At 37.8% G+C, this 15633-nt stretch carries 14 protein-coding genes; 12 read left to right on the forward strand and 2 right to left on the reverse strand.

The window, feature by feature from the left end:
• Positions 1–26 precede the first annotated feature (26 nt).
• The 9 genes from MKY54_RS15360 (at position 27) to MKY54_RS15400 (ending at position 10966) form a co-directional block, all read left to right on the forward strand.
• Positions 27–917, forward strand: a complete 891-nt coding sequence (locus MKY54_RS15360) for a hypothetical protein (protein ID WP_339191071.1) — start codon at positions 27–29, stop codon at positions 915–917.
• Positions 918–1138: 221 nt separating this feature from the next.
• Positions 1139–3061 carry a BglG family transcription antiterminator gene (locus MKY54_RS15365; protein WP_339191072.1) on the forward strand — a complete coding sequence of 641 codons (1923 nt, stop codon included), beginning with the start codon at positions 1139–1141 and terminating at the stop codon, positions 3059–3061.
• Positions 3062–3204: 143 nt separating this feature from the next.
• Positions 3205–3522: a PTS sugar transporter subunit IIB gene (locus MKY54_RS15370; RefSeq protein ID WP_036677859.1), complete on the forward strand. Its 318-nt coding sequence runs from the start codon at positions 3205–3207 to the stop codon at positions 3520–3522.
• A 23-nt stretch (positions 3523–3545) separates the two neighbouring features.
• Complete coding sequence (locus tag MKY54_RS15375) at positions 3546–3869, forward strand: PTS lactose/cellobiose transporter subunit IIA (protein ID WP_051490993.1); 324 nt, start codon at positions 3546–3548, stop codon at positions 3867–3869.
• A 59-nt stretch (positions 3870–3928) separates the two neighbouring features.
• Positions 3929–5227: a PTS cellobiose transporter subunit IIC gene (celB, locus tag MKY54_RS15380; protein ID WP_038571015.1), complete on the forward strand. Its 1299-nt coding sequence runs from the start codon at positions 3929–3931 to the stop codon at positions 5225–5227.
• A 42-nt stretch (positions 5228–5269) separates the two neighbouring features.
• Positions 5270–6742, forward strand: coding sequence for a 6-phospho-beta-glucosidase (ascB, locus tag MKY54_RS15385; RefSeq protein ID WP_076278465.1), 1473 nt, complete (start codon positions 5270–5272; stop codon positions 6740–6742).
• 216 nt (positions 6743–6958) lie between these two features.
• On the forward strand, positions 6959–7279 hold the full coding sequence (locus MKY54_RS15390; protein ID WP_339191074.1) for a metalloregulator ArsR/SmtB family transcription factor: 321 nt from the start codon (positions 6959–6961) through the stop codon (positions 7277–7279).
• 2 nt (positions 7280–7281) lie between these two features.
• Positions 7282–7698, forward strand: coding sequence for an SRPBCC domain-containing protein (locus MKY54_RS15395; protein ID WP_076125634.1), 417 nt, complete (start codon positions 7282–7284; stop codon positions 7696–7698).
• A gap of 103 nt (positions 7699–7801) precedes the next feature.
• Complete coding sequence (locus MKY54_RS15400; RefSeq protein ID WP_076280640.1) at positions 7802–10966, forward strand: ATP-binding cassette domain-containing protein; 3165 nt, start codon at positions 7802–7804, stop codon at positions 10964–10966.
• Positions 10967–11034: 68 nt separating this feature from the next.
• Here the strand turns inward: MKY54_RS15400 and MKY54_RS15405 are convergent, their stop codons facing one another.
• A complete protein-coding gene (locus MKY54_RS15405; RefSeq protein WP_076217591.1) occupies positions 11035–11430 on the reverse strand; it encodes a cupin domain-containing protein in 396 nt (131 codons plus the stop codon).
• 18 nt (positions 11431–11448) lie between these two features.
• Entirely contained in the window at positions 11449–11769 is a 321-nt protein-coding gene (locus tag MKY54_RS15410; RefSeq protein ID WP_076276521.1) for a carboxymuconolactone decarboxylase family protein, read from the reverse strand.
• A gap of 169 nt (positions 11770–11938) precedes the next feature.
• Here MKY54_RS15410 and MKY54_RS15415 point away from each other — a divergent pair, with 169 nt between their 5' ends.
• The 3 genes from MKY54_RS15415 (at position 11939) to MKY54_RS15425 (ending at position 15616) form a co-directional block, all read left to right on the forward strand.
• Positions 11939–12364, forward strand: a complete 426-nt coding sequence (locus MKY54_RS15415; protein ID WP_076276522.1) for a MerR family transcriptional regulator — start codon at positions 11939–11941, stop codon at positions 12362–12364.
• 208 nt (positions 12365–12572) lie between these two features.
• Entirely contained in the window at positions 12573–14531 is a 1959-nt protein-coding gene (locus tag MKY54_RS15420; RefSeq protein ID WP_076280639.1) for an RICIN domain-containing protein, read from the forward strand.
• Between the two features lie 158 nt (positions 14532–14689).
• Positions 14690–15616, forward strand: a complete 927-nt coding sequence (locus MKY54_RS15425) for a VanZ family protein (protein WP_076280638.1) — start codon at positions 14690–14692, stop codon at positions 15614–15616.
• The last annotated feature ends 17 nt before the right edge of the window (positions 15617–15633 follow it).

Genomic DNA, 15633 nt, shown 5'->3' on the forward strand with positions numbered 1-15633 from the left:
CACTTAATAAGAGGTGAAGAGTTGTCATGATTAAGAAACACTGTTTGTTCTGTGATGAGATTGTTTCCATTGAACCAGAAGGCGATAACGATAGATATATAGGCTGTTCTTGTTCACCAGGCGGGTTTTATAGTCTACGTAGAGACAGCTACGAACCCATTAATTCGCTCCCGCATCAAAAGAAACGCGACATGCTTCATGTAGTATCTGCTTACATACGTGAGCTGACTGATTGTGATGAAAAGATCACTATATCTGCTGATGATTTAGAGTCCATTGTAAATTCACCCAAAATACCTGTGAGCATTGAAGATAAAGGAAACCGTCTACTGCAATATTTATATAGACATTCTGAAGGCCCGGGGGAAGCGGTTGTCATTCAACCCCTCTCTAGCAGCTATAACTTGACGTATTCTCCCAATCTGCAAGAGCTGGTATACATCATAGACAAGTTGATAAGTGATCAGCTTCTGATCAGGGAAGGCATGACCTTTAAGCTTACTGAAACCGGCTGGAATGAAGCTGCGGAAAGCGCTGGAGGTAAAAAACTAAAACCTTGTCTCGTGCTCGTGTCGGATGAAGAAAATTTGTCTACAACATGGTTGGAGAAGTTATTGCCCAAAATAGAGCAGTGTGGTTTCCTGCCGCGCTTATTAACACATACGAAAACTCAAAACGGCGAAAAATACGAGTTGGATCAAATCGCAGAAAGCAAACTGATTATCGCAGATTTAACGGGGCAATCCCCAGAGGTGTATTTTTCAGCGGGATATGCACTTGGTTTAAACATACCCGTATTATGGACCGTAAACAGTATTGAGGTGGATAAACTTTTTGTACAGCTTAAGGATATTCGTCCTATTGTGTGGGATTCAGCGGAAGAGCTAGCAATTATACTGCAGCAGAAGTTGAGTTAACCCGCAAATTTCTTGTCATGACTCGTCAAACGAAGCTGAAATTTAAACAGGTGTCTTCTTAAATGAGGACGCCTGTTTCGTATGTTACTGTAAGAACACTATCAAATTTTCTTAGGAAGTGATATTGTAACCGATATAAAAAAATGAGCAAATGTATGTAAATGTATGCTTCAGTTAATATTAGCTCATATTCATACTCTGGTTAAGAAAGAGGGATACAATTGTTTTCAAAACGGCAAAAAGAAATACTTTTATACTTAATTAATTCCAATCAACCTGTCACAGCTGCATGGATTGCTAAAGAACTGAATGTTAGCGATCGAACGATCCGTAATGATTTGAAAGAGTTACAAAATATATCCGCCATAGTAGGACTAAAAATAGAGTTAATTCGTGGGAAGGGCTTCGTTGTAAGAGTCTTCGATAAAGATATATTTTCTCAAAAATTAAATGAGTTAACTAATGATAAAATCAATCCTTCTACAGTAGACTTTTCTGAACAAGATAATAGGGTTCTTTATTTGTTGAGTCGGTTTTTATTAGAAAATAAGTATATCAAGTTGGCCACTATTGAAGATGAGATGTTTGTATCTAAATCGACAATCCAAAACGATCTAAAAGAAGTGCGTAAGATACTGGAAAAATACAACCTGAATTTAGTTAATCGGCCTCATTATGGCCTGTTTATAGAGGGCGATGAATTTAAGAAACGAATATGTTTGTCTAATTTTTTATACAAAAGAGAAGAAAACTCCGATCCAACTTTCGATAACTTTACTTTGTTTGACAAAGAGGTATACACGAAAATCAAAGAAATAATCATCGGCAAAGTAAATAAATACAAAATTGAGATTTCAGATATTTCCTTGGAAAACCTCGCTATTCACTTAATAATAGCTTGTAAACGTATCGAAGAGGGATTTTTAATCGAACAACCGTCGGTAAATCTTATGGAAGAGTATCCTTTTGAAAAAATTGTTGCCCATGAAATTGTTAAAGACATTGAAGATTTCACAGATCTGCTCTTTTCCGATTCAGAGATTAATTATATTATCATCCATTTGGTTGGAACAAAATTGCTGCCGAAAGAAAATCTAACGGAGTACAGTAAGTTCGATGAAGTGGACTCCATTGTCAGCTGTATTTTAAAAAGTTTACAAACTGAGTTGAATTGGGATTTTGGCCATGACCATGAATTTATTCAAGCCCTGACCCTTCACATTAGGCCTGCGATGAATAGATTAAGATACAACATGAATTTTAGAAATCCTCTGTTAAATGATATTAAGACGAGTTTTCCAGCCGCATTCGAAGGAGCACTTATTGCGAGTAAATGTATTAACTACTATTTGGATTCAGAAGTTGGAGAACATGAGGTTGCTTACATTGCTTTGCACATTGGGGTTGCTTTAGAAAGAATGAAAAATAAAAACAAAAAAATAAAACGAGTTATTCTTGTATGTGCGTCTGGTGTTGGAAGTGCCAAATTACTTTATTACCGATTGATCAATTCATTTGAGAATCTATTGCAGATTGTAGACACAATTAGTTTTTACAAATTAGCAGAAACGGACCTCTCCTCGATTGATTTTATTATCAGTACAGTTCCGATCAATGAAGATATAGGTATTCCCGTCTATGTTGTAAATACCTTTCTAGAAGCTAAAGACCTCAAAAGAATCAAGGACGTCTTACTGTCTTCAGAACAGGTGGCAGAAACTCATTCTTACCTTGACGCATCTAGAGTATTCGTGAAAAAAGAATTTACCACAAAGGAAAGTGTGATTCATTTTTTAAGCAATGAGCTAACAAAACAAGGACTTGTACCAGAGCATTATGAATCCTTAGTAGTTGAAAGAGAGTCCTATGCACCCACTAGTTTTGGAAATCTTGTCGCTGTTCCACATCCTTCAATTCCTGTTACCTCGGAAACCTTTTGGACAATCTGTACGTTAAAACGTCCTATTCGTTGGAATGATAAGCAAATGGTGCAATTAATTTGTTTATTAAACATTAAAGAAGGAAACAATGTCGACCTAGATAAAATGTATAAAAAGCTAGGATCATTGATAGAGGATAAAGAGATTGTTGTGCAGATCCTTGCTAAGGACTCTGTGGAAGAAATTATACAATTACTAAACTAGAGTGAGTGAGAAATTAGGTACTGCCTTACTATTTGCAATGTAACCGTTTCCTGTTGATTTGGAAAAAGGTTAGCTTAAAAAGAAAGCGATTTAAGTTTACACTAAAGGTGTTCAATAAATGATAATTTTAGGGGGAAGTCAATATGAATACAATTATGTTAGTGTGTTCAGCAGGAATGAGTACAAGCCTTTTAGTAACAAAAATGCAGAAGGTTGTTGAAGAAAAAGGGTTGGATGTCGATGTTTTTGCTAAATCAGCATCTGAAATTGATATTACTTTGCAAGAGAAAAAGGTTGATGTCTTATTGTTAGGACCTCAGGTGAAATATATGAAAAAGCAATTAGAAACAAGATTAGCAGATAAAAACATTCCTATAGAAGCTATTGATATGTTGAATTACGGAATGATGAACGGTGAAAAAGTACTTGAACAAGCCTTGCAATTAATTGAAAGTAAATAGAGATAAGAGAGGAGTAGAGAGAAATGGTAGATGAAGTGAAAGAGGAATACTATACTGTGGCTTTTAACATTATCAGTAATGTAGGCGCAGCTAAAAGCTTAGTAATGGAGGCGCTTTACGCAGCCAAAGAGGGAGAATTTAAAGAGGCACAAGAAAAATTAGAAGAATCAAAGCAATTTTTTAGAGAAGGTCATAAAATGCATAAATCATTAATCAAAAGAGAAGCAAATGGCGAACAGCTTCAATTCTCACTGATCCTTATGCATGCGGAAGACCAACTAATGAGTGTAGAGACCATTTCTTTACTTGTTACGGAAATCATTGAACTTTATAAGCTTTCAAAATAGGATCAAAAAGAAGTGGCATCGCAATAAGAAAATACTTCTTCGGGAGCGTGCAAGAAACTATGGATAAAATAACGAAATTTTTAGAAGATAAGGTAATGCCAGTTGCAGGTAAAATCTCTGGTCAGCGGCATTTACAAGCGCTTCGCGATGCAATGGTTTTAACTATCCCGTTTATTATTATCGGTTCCATTTTTTTAATCTTAGCAAACCTGCCAATTCCAGCCTATTTAGATTTCTTGGTCGCCCATCCAAATATCAAAACAGCCTTACTATATCCGTACAATGGTACATTTAACCTTGTCGCATTAGTTGCAACATTTGCCGTGGGATACAGACTAGCAGAGAGCTATAAAGTGGATCCGCTTTCTTCAGGGGCTGTGGCATTATGTTCATATTTTGTAGTCACTCCATCAACTTCTTTCACAGTAGATGATGTTGTCACAAAAGCAATGAACGTGAATTATTTTTCGAGTCAAGGTTTATTTGTAGGATTGTTAACCGCAATCTTCGCAACAGAAATATATCGCAGAATCGTACAAAAAAATATAGTTATTAAAATGCCGGATGGTGTGCCGCCAACAGTTGCTAAATCCTTTACAGCGATTATTCCTGGTTTCTTTGTTATCGTGAGTGTCTGGGGAGTTCGCCTACTTGTTGAGAACTTTACTGGTTTTGATAACGTGCATACCATTGTTGCCAAGCTTCTTCAACAACCATTAACCACTGTTGGAACAAGCTTAGCGGGAACAATTGTTGTGTTCTTGTTAATCAACCTATTATGGGCAATCGGATTACATGGTTCCACCATTGTAGGTTCTGTCATGTTGCCTATCTGGTTGCAATTGACCTCAGAAAATGCTGCAGCCTACGCAGCGGGTTCACCCGTCCATAATATTGTTACAGCAGAATTCAGATATCTTATCTTTATCGGTGGATCTGGTGCAACTCTAGGACTAACGATTGCTATGTTATTCTTTGCGAAGAGCAAACAGCTGAAACAAATGGGTCGATTGACGATTGGACCAGGACTATTTAATATCAATGAGCCGTTAATCTTTGGGATGCCTATCGTATTAAACCCAATGATGTTAATCCCATTTCTTATAACACCGATTGTTACTGTTTTGATAACCTATCTCTCCATGGATTTTGGATTAGTAGCGTTGCCAATAGGTGTACTGCCTCCGGGAACAATGCCATTAATTATCGGCGGATATTTGATGACAGGTAGTATCTCGGGAATGATCTTACAAATTGTACTGTTTGCAGTAGCGTTTATTATTTACTATCCGTTCTTTAGAATAATGGATAATCAAAAATATAAAGAAGAACAAGATGCCCTTATCCAACAGGTTTAATCCATAGCATATGTTTTATTTAACAACAAGGAGGGTTTACACATGTTTGAATTGAAAACGACATTTCCAGAAAACTTTTTATGGGGAGGAGCAGCAGCTGCCAATCAACTAGAAGGAGCAAGTAATGTTGGCGGTAAAGGGCTTTCTCTAGCAGATGTATATATTTTTGACGAAAACACCCCTAAAAAAAACTGGTCTGACCAGTGGCACCTCATGACTCATAAACAAATAGAAGAAGCACAAGATCCCGCAAGTGAAAAGTATTATCCCAAAAGACATGGGGTGGATTTTTATCACCACTATAAAGAAGATATTGCTTTATTGGCCGAAATGGGTTTTAAAGCCTTCCGTATGTCCATTGCTTGGACTCGTATTTTTCCAAATGGGGATGAATTAATCCCTAATGAAGAAGGTCTTGCATTTTATGATCGTGTGTTTGATGAATTGAACAAATATGGAATTGAGCCTATTGTTACTTTATCCCATTATGAAATGCCACTTCATCTAACAACTAAGTATGGAGGTTGGGTGAACCGGAAAGTTATAGATTTCTTTGTTCGCTATGCAACCACTGTAGCTGAAAGATACAAGCATAAAGTGAAATATTGGATGACTTTTAATGAAATTAACTGTGTAGTACACCACCAATATGTAAGTCTAGGGGTTATCGAAGAAAATCATCCGAATATTGAACAAGCAATGTTTCAAGGAGCGCATCATCAATTTGTCGCAAGTGCACTTGCAACCAAAGCCTGTAAAGAAAGTAATCCTCAAGCAATGGTTGGATGTATGGTTAGTTATCAACTTCTTGTTCCTTATAGCTGTGATCCTGACGACGTTCAAGCCACAGTTGATAAACAACGTACCTCTTTATTCTTTACTGATGTACAAGCGAGAGGTTACTATCCGGCTTATACCGCTCGAATGTTTGCAGAAAAAAATATAGTTCTGAAAACAGAGCCCGAGGATGAACAAATCATGAAAGACTATCCAGTGGATTATGTATCGTTTAGCTACTATATGTCTGGTGCAGTCAGTGCACATCCAGAAAAGATAGAAGGCGCAGAAGGGAATTTGCTTACAGGCGGAGTGAAAAATCCTTATTTACCATCGAGTGATTGGGGTTGGCAGATTGATCCTAAGGGTTTACGAACTGCAATAAACCAATTGTATGACCTCTATCAAAAGCCGGTACTTGTTGCAGAGAATGGCCTAGGTGCCTTAGACGTATTACAAGAAGGCGATGTTATAGAGGATGATTACCGAATTGATTATTTAAAAGAACATATTAAGCAAATAAAAGAAGCCATTGCAGATGGTGTAGATGTAATGGGCTACACAAGCTGGGGTTGCATAGATATGGTGAGTGCAGGAACAAATCAAATGTCCAAACGTTATGGTTACATTTATGTGGACCAAGATGATATGGGCAGAGGTACAAAACGTCGTATAAAGAAAAAATCATTTTATTGGTACAAAAATGTTATCGCTACTAATGGAGAACAATTAGATTAATTATTAAAGCGTACAACGAAATGATTTATCTGGAGGCATTATCAAAAGCAGTCCTATGCTGGACTCGCTTTTGGTAATGCTTTTTTTACTGAATTGTTGACATGTGACCATTTGGTGTCTTATAATCAATCAGACACCAAATGGTGTCCTATTAATTAATAATGATGGATACTAGGTGACATTACAGGAAATATTACGGAAAAGGTGGGGGTGGTTGTGAGCGAAAATAGTCAAGTGAGAGATGTTTATGACGCTGTTGCGGATCCAACAAGACGAAAACTTCTTCAAATTCTGGCTGATGTTGATGAATTACCTCTGTATGAGATAACGATTCATTTTGAAATGGGTCGTACAGCCGTTTCGAAGCATTTAAATATACTTAAAGATGCTGGTCTCGTAATTGCTCGAAAGGTTGGCAGAGAGACGAGGTATCGGTTGAATGCCAATCCTTTGAAAGAAATTCAAGATTGGGTATCTTTTTATGAAGGATTCTGGAAACAAAGAATTGATAAATTAAAACTTATATTGGAGGAATAACTATGAAACCAGATGTATCATTAGATTTTCAATTTACAAGTTCGATCGAGAAGGTATGGAATGCTTTAACGGATTCGGATACGCTTGCGAAATGGATCTGGAGTAATGATTTTAAACCCGTCGTTGGTCATAAATTTCAATTCCGTGCTGAGCCAAATGAATGGTGGGATGGAATTGTAGATAGCGAAGTACTCGTCGTGGATGAGCCGCATACGTTATCTTATACTTGGAATAGTGCGGGAGAAAGTACAACTGTTACTTGGACTTTGAGTCAAGATTCAGAGGGGAAGGTTAATCTCCATTTAGATCAATCAGGATTTAGTGAAGAGACGAAAGCCCGCCAAGGAGCCATCGAAGGTGCTAAATATGCTTGGACAAATATGGGTGGTCAGCTCGAAAAGGTATTAGCAGAATTATAATTTCAAGAATAGGGCGCTTTTCTGGAACAAGGAAAGTGCCCTTTTTAATGGAATAAATCATGGCAATACTAGATGAAGAGAATGGAGATGAGATGAGCTTACTATGAAAATAAATCAATTAATTGCGAACAATATTAACAGATTAGAAACGGTACTGCCAGTTGATGAGTCGTTAGGAATTGCTGGTTTGTCTGGATCTGGTAAAACAACTTTTTGTCAAACGATTGGGGAAGAATCAAAAAAACGTCTCGTTTCCTTACTGCCAAAAGCTGAATACCAGTATTTATTCCCCAATATTATGGAGACTAATTTCAGTGCGATCAAAATGGAAGCAATGCCACTTGTTCTTTTTCTTGGTAGATCATCCATATCTTCAAATCCTCGGTCAACCATTGGCACACATACAGGTGTGTTTACTGAAATCCGTGTCACTCTTGCTGAGCAATATAATCTCTCTCCAGAGGTTTTTTCATTTAATAATGAATTGGGTTGGTGTCCTGATTGTAAGGGTCGTGGAACTACAAAAAATGTCGAGTGTAAAAAGTGTCAGGGGAAACGCTATAATCAAGCAGCTGAACAATATAAAATTGAATTATTGGATCAAGCAAAGAGTATTTCTGATCTAAACGACTTAAGTATAGAGACCATTTTATCACAGGCAGATATTCTAAAAATAAGTGAAGGTAAACAACAAATTCTGAAAAATATAATCAATATGAATATTGGTTATTTAACATTAAATCGTATTATGGGTACATTATCAGGCGGAGAATTAACACGACTTTACTTGGCAGAATTCATGGCAACAAGTGAAAATACCGTGATTATCATTGATGAAATCTCCGTGGGTCTCGATCACCAAACCCTATTGAAGATTTTAGCGGAGATTAAACAGTTGGGATATAAAAATCAAATTTGGCTCATTGACCATTCTGACACCGTGCTGGACACAGCGGATAAACACTTGTTCTTTGGACCTGGCAGTGGCAAATATGGCGGGAAAATTGTTGAAGAATCACCACGTCCTGAGCCCATCAATAGAGAACTAAATCAGGCAGCACCTGCAGAATATTATCAATTTCATGATCTTTATTGTCGTAATATTCAAATGGCCCAAATTCAGATTCCTCAAAATAGACTGGTAACTTTTACAGGTGAGTCCGGATGTGGTAAATCTACACTGGTTAATGAATGTATGGTCAAAGATTTTCTAAAGCGTTATTCCAAAGATAAGCTGGTGATCGTAGGGCAAGATCGAAATCAGTCGATTACCAGTCGCTCGACCGTTGCCACTTTTCTTGATATTAAAAGGAAACTCACAAAGTACAGTGAGGATATTGATGATATTTTTGAGCGCTCGATTGAAGATATTATTGTTGAACTGCCAAATGAGGACATTGCTCATAAAAGACTAAGCTTATTGATCAAGCTTGGACTTGGTTATTTGACGTTGGAGCGAAAAACACAGTCCTTATCCACGGGTGAATTTCAATGTGTCCATTTAGTTTCTGAGCTGTTTGCGGGCTCAAGAAATCCACATACACTTTTTATTTTTGACGAGCCTTCCAAAGGTTTATCACAAAATATTTTAAATCAATTCATTGACAGCATTAGGGACATTCTGCAGGATGAATCTGTCTCCATAATCATGATTGAACATAATTCTTATATGTTAGAGAACTCTGATTTTATCGTTGATTTTGGCAAAAGACAGCTTGCACCTGTGGAGCATCTTGATGTTCTCAGTCATGATGATTATTATCGTCAACAAAATCCTGCTGATAGTTTGGCACCTGCGCACATTTCTTCAACACTCCAGCTACAAAATGGAATTGACTATTTAAAAGAAAGTCAGATCCCCTATTTTAAAAATGCAGAGAACATCTATAAAGGTGGCATCTTAAAAAGCTTATCCTCCATGGCTCGCCTGATTTATGGTGAATATGAATCGGATACGATTGCGCCTGTCATCGCCATTGATCTGGAACGACACTTGTATAGTCAGTTTACTTTCCTTTATGAAATGGGTGGCTTGATCAACCATATTGTGGCAGCGCATCCCACTAATAAAGATACAAAAAGCTTTGATTTCTATCAATCAGACAATCATTGTCCAAGCTGTAAGGGCCGCCGTGTGATTGAAGAATTTGACTTTGATATTGTTCTTCAGGACAAGAACGTACCCTTTTGGGACGGTTCATTACATCCAGATGCGATGGAGATTCTGAAATTCTATCAATTACCAAAAATAAAATTCATCTTTGATGAGTTAAAGAATGAGCTCGGACAGGATATTAGCAAAAGTTATAATGAGATGACAGAAGCTGAAAAACACACCTTTTTATACGGGTATTGGGAAAAGTCCTTCTATGATAAAGCAGCTAAAGCCTCGAGAACTTGGGATGGCTTTAATACCATTATCGGGAACTATATGGTTATCTCGAAATCGATTATTAAAGAGCATATTAAAGCATCCAAAAAAATGATTACCTGTCCAATTTGTCAAGGAACGGTATTAAATCATCATAAAAAGCTTAAATACGGCGACACTGATATTCGTGAGATTATTGGGATGCCCCTTGATCAAGTTATTAGTACTGTTGGCGAATTACAGGTACTAGAAAAAATGAAAGCCATCGTGGGCGGCGATATGGTTTTGACAGAAGAGGTCTCTCTATTACCTAGGGAAACACAAGTCGCTCTAAAAATGCTTGAACTAGAGTTAGGAAGTTTTGCGCAATATGAAATGGTGTTACAAAATGCCCTGCCATTCTGGGACAGCATTAGCGGCAGTATCGAAACCATCAGCATGAAAAACCGGATTACGATCTGTGATTTTGCCAATATCCACGAAACAAGAGAAAATATCATAGATAAGTATTTCACTAATGGAAAATATAAAAAGCTGACTTATGTCTATGAAGCGTTTGGTTACAAAAAAATCGTCACCTTAATTAATAAGGTTAAAGCAAGCCATCCCTGTCCATTCTGTAAAGGAAAAAAAGTTATCTCGGAAGATGGACTTCATGATGGTGTATATAAATTAACTATTCCCTGTGTGAGTTGTTATGCGAGTGGAATCAATGATGAAGGACGTAAGGAAGTCGTTGAAGGTATAGATGTTCAAACTTGGCTAACGGGTAAAGTAAGTGACGTTATTTCTGAAAGCTTAAATATTGAAGCTGTTGCTGATATTCCAATTTTCAATCGTATTCGTGAGTTGAATAAACAAGAGATGATGGCAGTTTACCAATTTCTTGAGCAATAAAGTTTAGTTTTCTTAAAAAGACGATATAGAAAAGAAACGCATCGAGTCTATAGACTCGATGCGTTTTTTTATAATTGATTATAAAGCTCACCATCAACAGGTTCTAACCATTCTGTTTCTCCGGGTGAAATGGCTAAGTGGACAAACCAACTGTCTTTTGTAGCACCATGCCAATGTTTTACGTTCGCTGGAATATTCACAACATCCCCGCTTTGGAGGAATTGAGCGGGTTTGCCTTCTTCTTGATACCAACCCTCACCACCGGTAACTAATAATACTTGTCCGATTTTATGGAAGTGCCAGTTATTGCGAGCTCCCGGGGCAAAGGTTACGTTCCCAATAGGCGCATTCAAAGGTGTCGCATCAGTATAAATCATCTGCAAGTATGCATCACCTATAAAATTAGCTTCAACCTTTTGTCCGAGTGGAAAGATAGTACTGTTGCTTAGTTGCTCATTAGCCATAATAAAAACCTCTTTCGTTTAATTTTTATAAATTTCTTTAGCAATATTAAATGCCGACCATGCTTTAGGCCACCCTACATAAAACGAAAGGTGCGTGATGATTTCCGCTACTTCATCTTTTGTGACTCCGTTTGCCTTTGCTTTATGCAGATGTGGAGTTAATTGTTCAAAGTTTCCTCCTGATATTAATGCTGAAACTGTAATCATGCTGCGGTCACGTGCAGATAATTCTTTCTCTCTTGACCACACTTCACCGAATAAGATATCATCGTTCAGTTCAGCAAATTTCGGAGCGAATTCTCCTAACAAGTCTCGTCCTGCTGTTTGTTTTTCAGCCATATAAGAACATCCCTTTCATCGATGATTAACTGCTTCAAAATGAAGTATAGACCTTAAAGTACACTTTAAGGCAAGCCATAAAAATGGATTCATACTCCGACATTTGGTTTTTTATTAATTTAAGTATATCCTTTGAATAGAAACAAAATTAGAAATGGAGGTGGGGATCATGCCTTATTCCATTGGAGAATTTGCAGAAATCGTCGGTGTTAACAAGAGCACACTCAGATATTATGAATTGGAAGGCTTACTTACTCCACATCGAAGTGACAATAATTTACGTGAATATACAGATCAGGATATAGGTTGGGTTCAATTTTTGCTTCATTTAAAAGATTCAGGAATGACGATGGCAGAATTGAAGCAATATACCGAGTGGCGGGCTATGGGGGACGAGACAATTCCTGAACGGAAAAATTTACTTGAACAGCGTAAGCAACAAGTGGAACAAGAAATTAAGGCATTGCAACAAAACTTGGATATACTGAACCGTAAAATTGTATTTTATAATGATCAACTAACGGGGAATAAATACGAATTCGTCCTTTATCACAATGAAAAGATACCACATCAAGAAGAAAAAGTAGATTCCTAACAAGTTAAGAGGCAGATGAACAACTTTTGATTATCAAAGGTTGTTCATCTGCCTCTTCTAATTTCAAAACTTGAAATCGAAGATGAGAGTCTATTTGTGTAATCATATTGCATGATCCGGTCGAGATATTACATTCTCATTTATCCGTTTATTAATTATATTGAAGCTGTATTCGTTTAAAAAAACCAGAGTAAAGGAGAAATTACTTTTGAGAAGAGAACTGAGGAAGGTTTTGTCTTTTTTGTTGGTTTTAGTGACAGTGGTTGGCACAGGGATTAGCTTTGACGGCAATATTGTAAACGCTTTCGGTCCTAATGTCTTATATGTACCACCAGCAGATTCACCATCCTATGGGGCTTTATCACCTAGGGCAATCCAGCTTAAATATAGTGGCATCAACAATAATAAAATGTATGCTACATTTGAACAAACCTCTAATACCACCCCTGTTTTCCCTATTTATGAAAGCGTTGACAATGGTGTCACTTGGAATCAGGTTGGAGAAGTGGAGGATACTCAAAACGGTTGGGGAATGTTAAATTGCCCTGAATTGTTTGAACTCCCCCAATCTATAGGTAACATGCCTGCAGGTACTATGCTTCTTGCAGGAAATTCTGTGCCAAGCAACAAAGCAGCTACCAAGTTGGAATTATATAAAAGCAATGATTTAGGTAGAATATGGACATATGTAAGCACCATTGCTGAAGGTGGACGAAACGATATTGGTTACGATCCCATTTGGGAGCCTTTCTTTTTGGTTCACAACAACAAACTCATTGTTTATTATTCAGATGAACGTGATCCTGCCCATGCCCAGAAGTTAGTTCATCAGACTACGTTGGAGGGTACGAACTGGGGACCTGTGGTAGTTGATGTGGCATTTGCAGACAGTAAATTACGTCCAGGAATGCCTACAATCGCTAAGCTGGGCAATGGTAATTACGCAATGACCTATGAGATGGTCGGATACCCGGGCGTGCCCAATTATTTGAAAATTTCAGCAGATCCTGAGAGCTGGAATCTAACTGAAGTAGGATCTCTTGTAGGGTACGGAGGAAGTCCCTATATTTCTGCTTTGGGAGATGGGAGACTCGTATTAAACGTTGCAGGAAAAAAAGAAGTGCTGATCAACTCTTCTAGAGTGGATGCATCCGGAAGCTGGGTTCCATATAATCCGCCCGTAGATGCAGGGTATAACCGCCAACTACTGCCGCTTAGCAATGGCCGCTTATTTATCCCTCAAGCCGGATTTTTTAGTGGGAAAAACACGGTGAAATATGGCGATATGTCCGTAGGTTACTACAAATTAATTAATGTGAAGAGTGGGAAGGCTTTAGGTGTATTGGAAGGTGGAACTGCGAATGGCAATCCGCTCGTCCAATGGAGCAGCGGGACTAATTCTTTGGATCAATATTGGCTCATTTCCACAGCGGAAAGTGGTTATGCTCCTAACGGTTACAAATCCATTGTGAATGCAAAGAGTGGAAAGGTCGCCGGAATATTAGAAGGATCAACAACAGAAGGAGCTAAAGCCGTATTATGGACTGAAAACCATTCCGATGACCAGCAGTGGACTTTACAAGCCTCTGGTAACTACTACAAGATTGTTAACCGTAACAGTGGTCAGACGTTAGGTATAGCGCAGGGTTCTACTGAAGAGGGTACCCAAGTTATACAGCAGACTGATGCAGGCAGCACTGATCAGCTGTGGGAGTTAGTTCCAGATGAAGGACATATTATGGTGGACAGTTATCGATTAGTTAATGAGAACAGTGGTAAAGTGTTGGGTATCTATCAAGGTTCGATGGCGGATGGAGGGAAGGCGGTTCAGTGGACCAGCGGAATTTCTTCCCATGACCAAAATTGGTTTGTAGTCAGCACAGCTGATGGCTATACGAAGCTGGTCAATACTAATAGTCGTAAAAACCTGGGCATTTTAGGAGGTTCATTAGCTAACGGTGCTCAAAGTGTACAATGGAATGATAACGGATCGAATGACCAGCAGTGGACTTTGGAGTCCTCAGGTGATTTTTACAATATTATTAATCGTAATAGTGGAAAAGCTCTGGCAGTAGATCAGGGTTCGACGACAGAGGGAGCAAATATTATTCAAACAAATAATACAGGTTCTGCTGGCCAGCACTGGAAACTAGTCTCGAATAGATAATTTATGTAACCAAAAGTCATCGACCTTAAATTAAGGGGGATGACTTTTTGTCGATATAAGCTTTGAATGACTAAATCGTCACCTTCAGTGTCACGGGAATGTCACTTTGGAGAGATATACTATTTCCATCGACATATGGAGGGAATTGTGAAGTTATTATGGGAGTGAAATTACGAAAGATTCTTATTATAGGAACTATTTTGTATACACTGTTGATCTTATATTTTTTGTTTTTTGCTTTCAATAGAGTAGAGCATGCAACAAGCCAGTATGAATATACGTTTATGTTGATTCCAGAAAGTGTTCCGCTTCTTTTTCCTGATCTCTTTGACCTATCCTTTTCTTGGGTTTATGACTTTGGGAACATCGCTGCTTTTATTCCTTTTGGCGTATTATTCCCTTTGCTGTATCGTACACATTTTAAGAAGTTTATTTGTTTGTTTATCTTAACAATTTTTATGCTGGAAAGTCTTCAAGCTTTAACTTTTTTGGGTTCCTTTGATGTAGCCGATGTCATCTCCAATACGTTAGGGGCAATGATCGGATTTTGTGCATATAAGATTGGATTTTCCCCGGAAATCACCAGGAGATCACTTTTTACTTCGGCATTATCTGTTGTTGTGCTATTGGTTGGAATCATGGGAATCTCTGAGATCATTGATTTAACTCTGAAGAAAAGTGAAAGACCTGTGCAGGGATTACAAACGTTGGAAAAGCTTACGGGAAGCATGCCTATCACGCATAATCTTCCCAGTTTCACTATCGCAGGTGAAAATATAATACCAAAAATGAATTTGTACAGCAGTGAAGGTGAAGAAATTAAAAAATACACCTATACTTTGGGTGATAAAAAAGAGGTATGGTTATATTTCAGCTTTGGATTCCCGCAAAATGAAAATTCTAGCAGTGAACTAATGATTATAGCTGATGGTAACATGATCCTTCAATCCAGTGAACAATATAGTTCCCAAGCTGAACTCAACAATACGGCATTAGTTACCGTAAAAGAAATAACCTTTATCCTTAAAGGGAATGTGAAGTTATGGGATGTAGGATTTAGTGAAATGAAGCATTGGTGGGAATGAGAAACTAACCCTTCGTT

Origin of the sequence: Paenibacillus sp. FSL P2-0121 (assembly GCF_037975345.1) — a bacterium.
Taxonomy (GTDB): domain Bacteria; phylum Bacillota; class Bacilli; order Paenibacillales; family Paenibacillaceae; genus Paenibacillus_AQ; species Paenibacillus_AQ odorifer.

Bases quoted from the DNA above. Each gene is read 5' to 3' on its own strand.
- MKY54_RS15360 (WP_339191071.1), top strand. From the start codon at position 27: ATGATTAAGAAACACTGTTTGTTCTGTGATGAGATTGTTTCCATTGAA.
- MKY54_RS15370 (WP_036677859.1), top strand. From the start codon at position 3,205: ATGAATACAATTATGTTAGTGTGTTCAGCAGGAATGAGTACAAGCCTT.
- MKY54_RS15375 (WP_051490993.1), top strand. From the start codon at position 3,546: ATGGTAGATGAAGTGAAAGAGGAATACTATACTGTGGCTTTTAACATT.
- celB (WP_038571015.1), top strand. From the start codon at position 3,929: ATGGATAAAATAACGAAATTTTTAGAAGATAAGGTAATGCCAGTTGCA.
- ascB (WP_076278465.1), top strand. From the start codon at position 5,270: ATGTTTGAATTGAAAACGACATTTCCAGAAAACTTTTTATGGGGAGGA.
- MKY54_RS15395 (WP_076125634.1), top strand. From the start codon at position 7,282: ATGAAACCAGATGTATCATTAGATTTTCAATTTACAAGTTCGATCGAG.
- MKY54_RS15400 (WP_076280640.1), top strand. From the start codon at position 7,802: ATGAAAATAAATCAATTAATTGCGAACAATATTAACAGATTAGAAACG.
- MKY54_RS15405 (WP_076217591.1), bottom strand. From the start codon at position 11,430: ATGGCTAATGAGCAACTAAGCAACAGTACTATCTTTCCACTCGGACAA.
- MKY54_RS15410 (WP_076276521.1), bottom strand. From the start codon at position 11,769: ATGGCTGAAAAACAAACAGCAGGACGAGACTTGTTAGGAGAATTCGCT.
- MKY54_RS15415 (WP_076276522.1), top strand. From the start codon at position 11,939: ATGCCTTATTCCATTGGAGAATTTGCAGAAATCGTCGGTGTTAACAAG.
- MKY54_RS15425 (WP_076280638.1), top strand. From the start codon at position 14,690: ATGGGAGTGAAATTACGAAAGATTCTTATTATAGGAACTATTTTGTAT.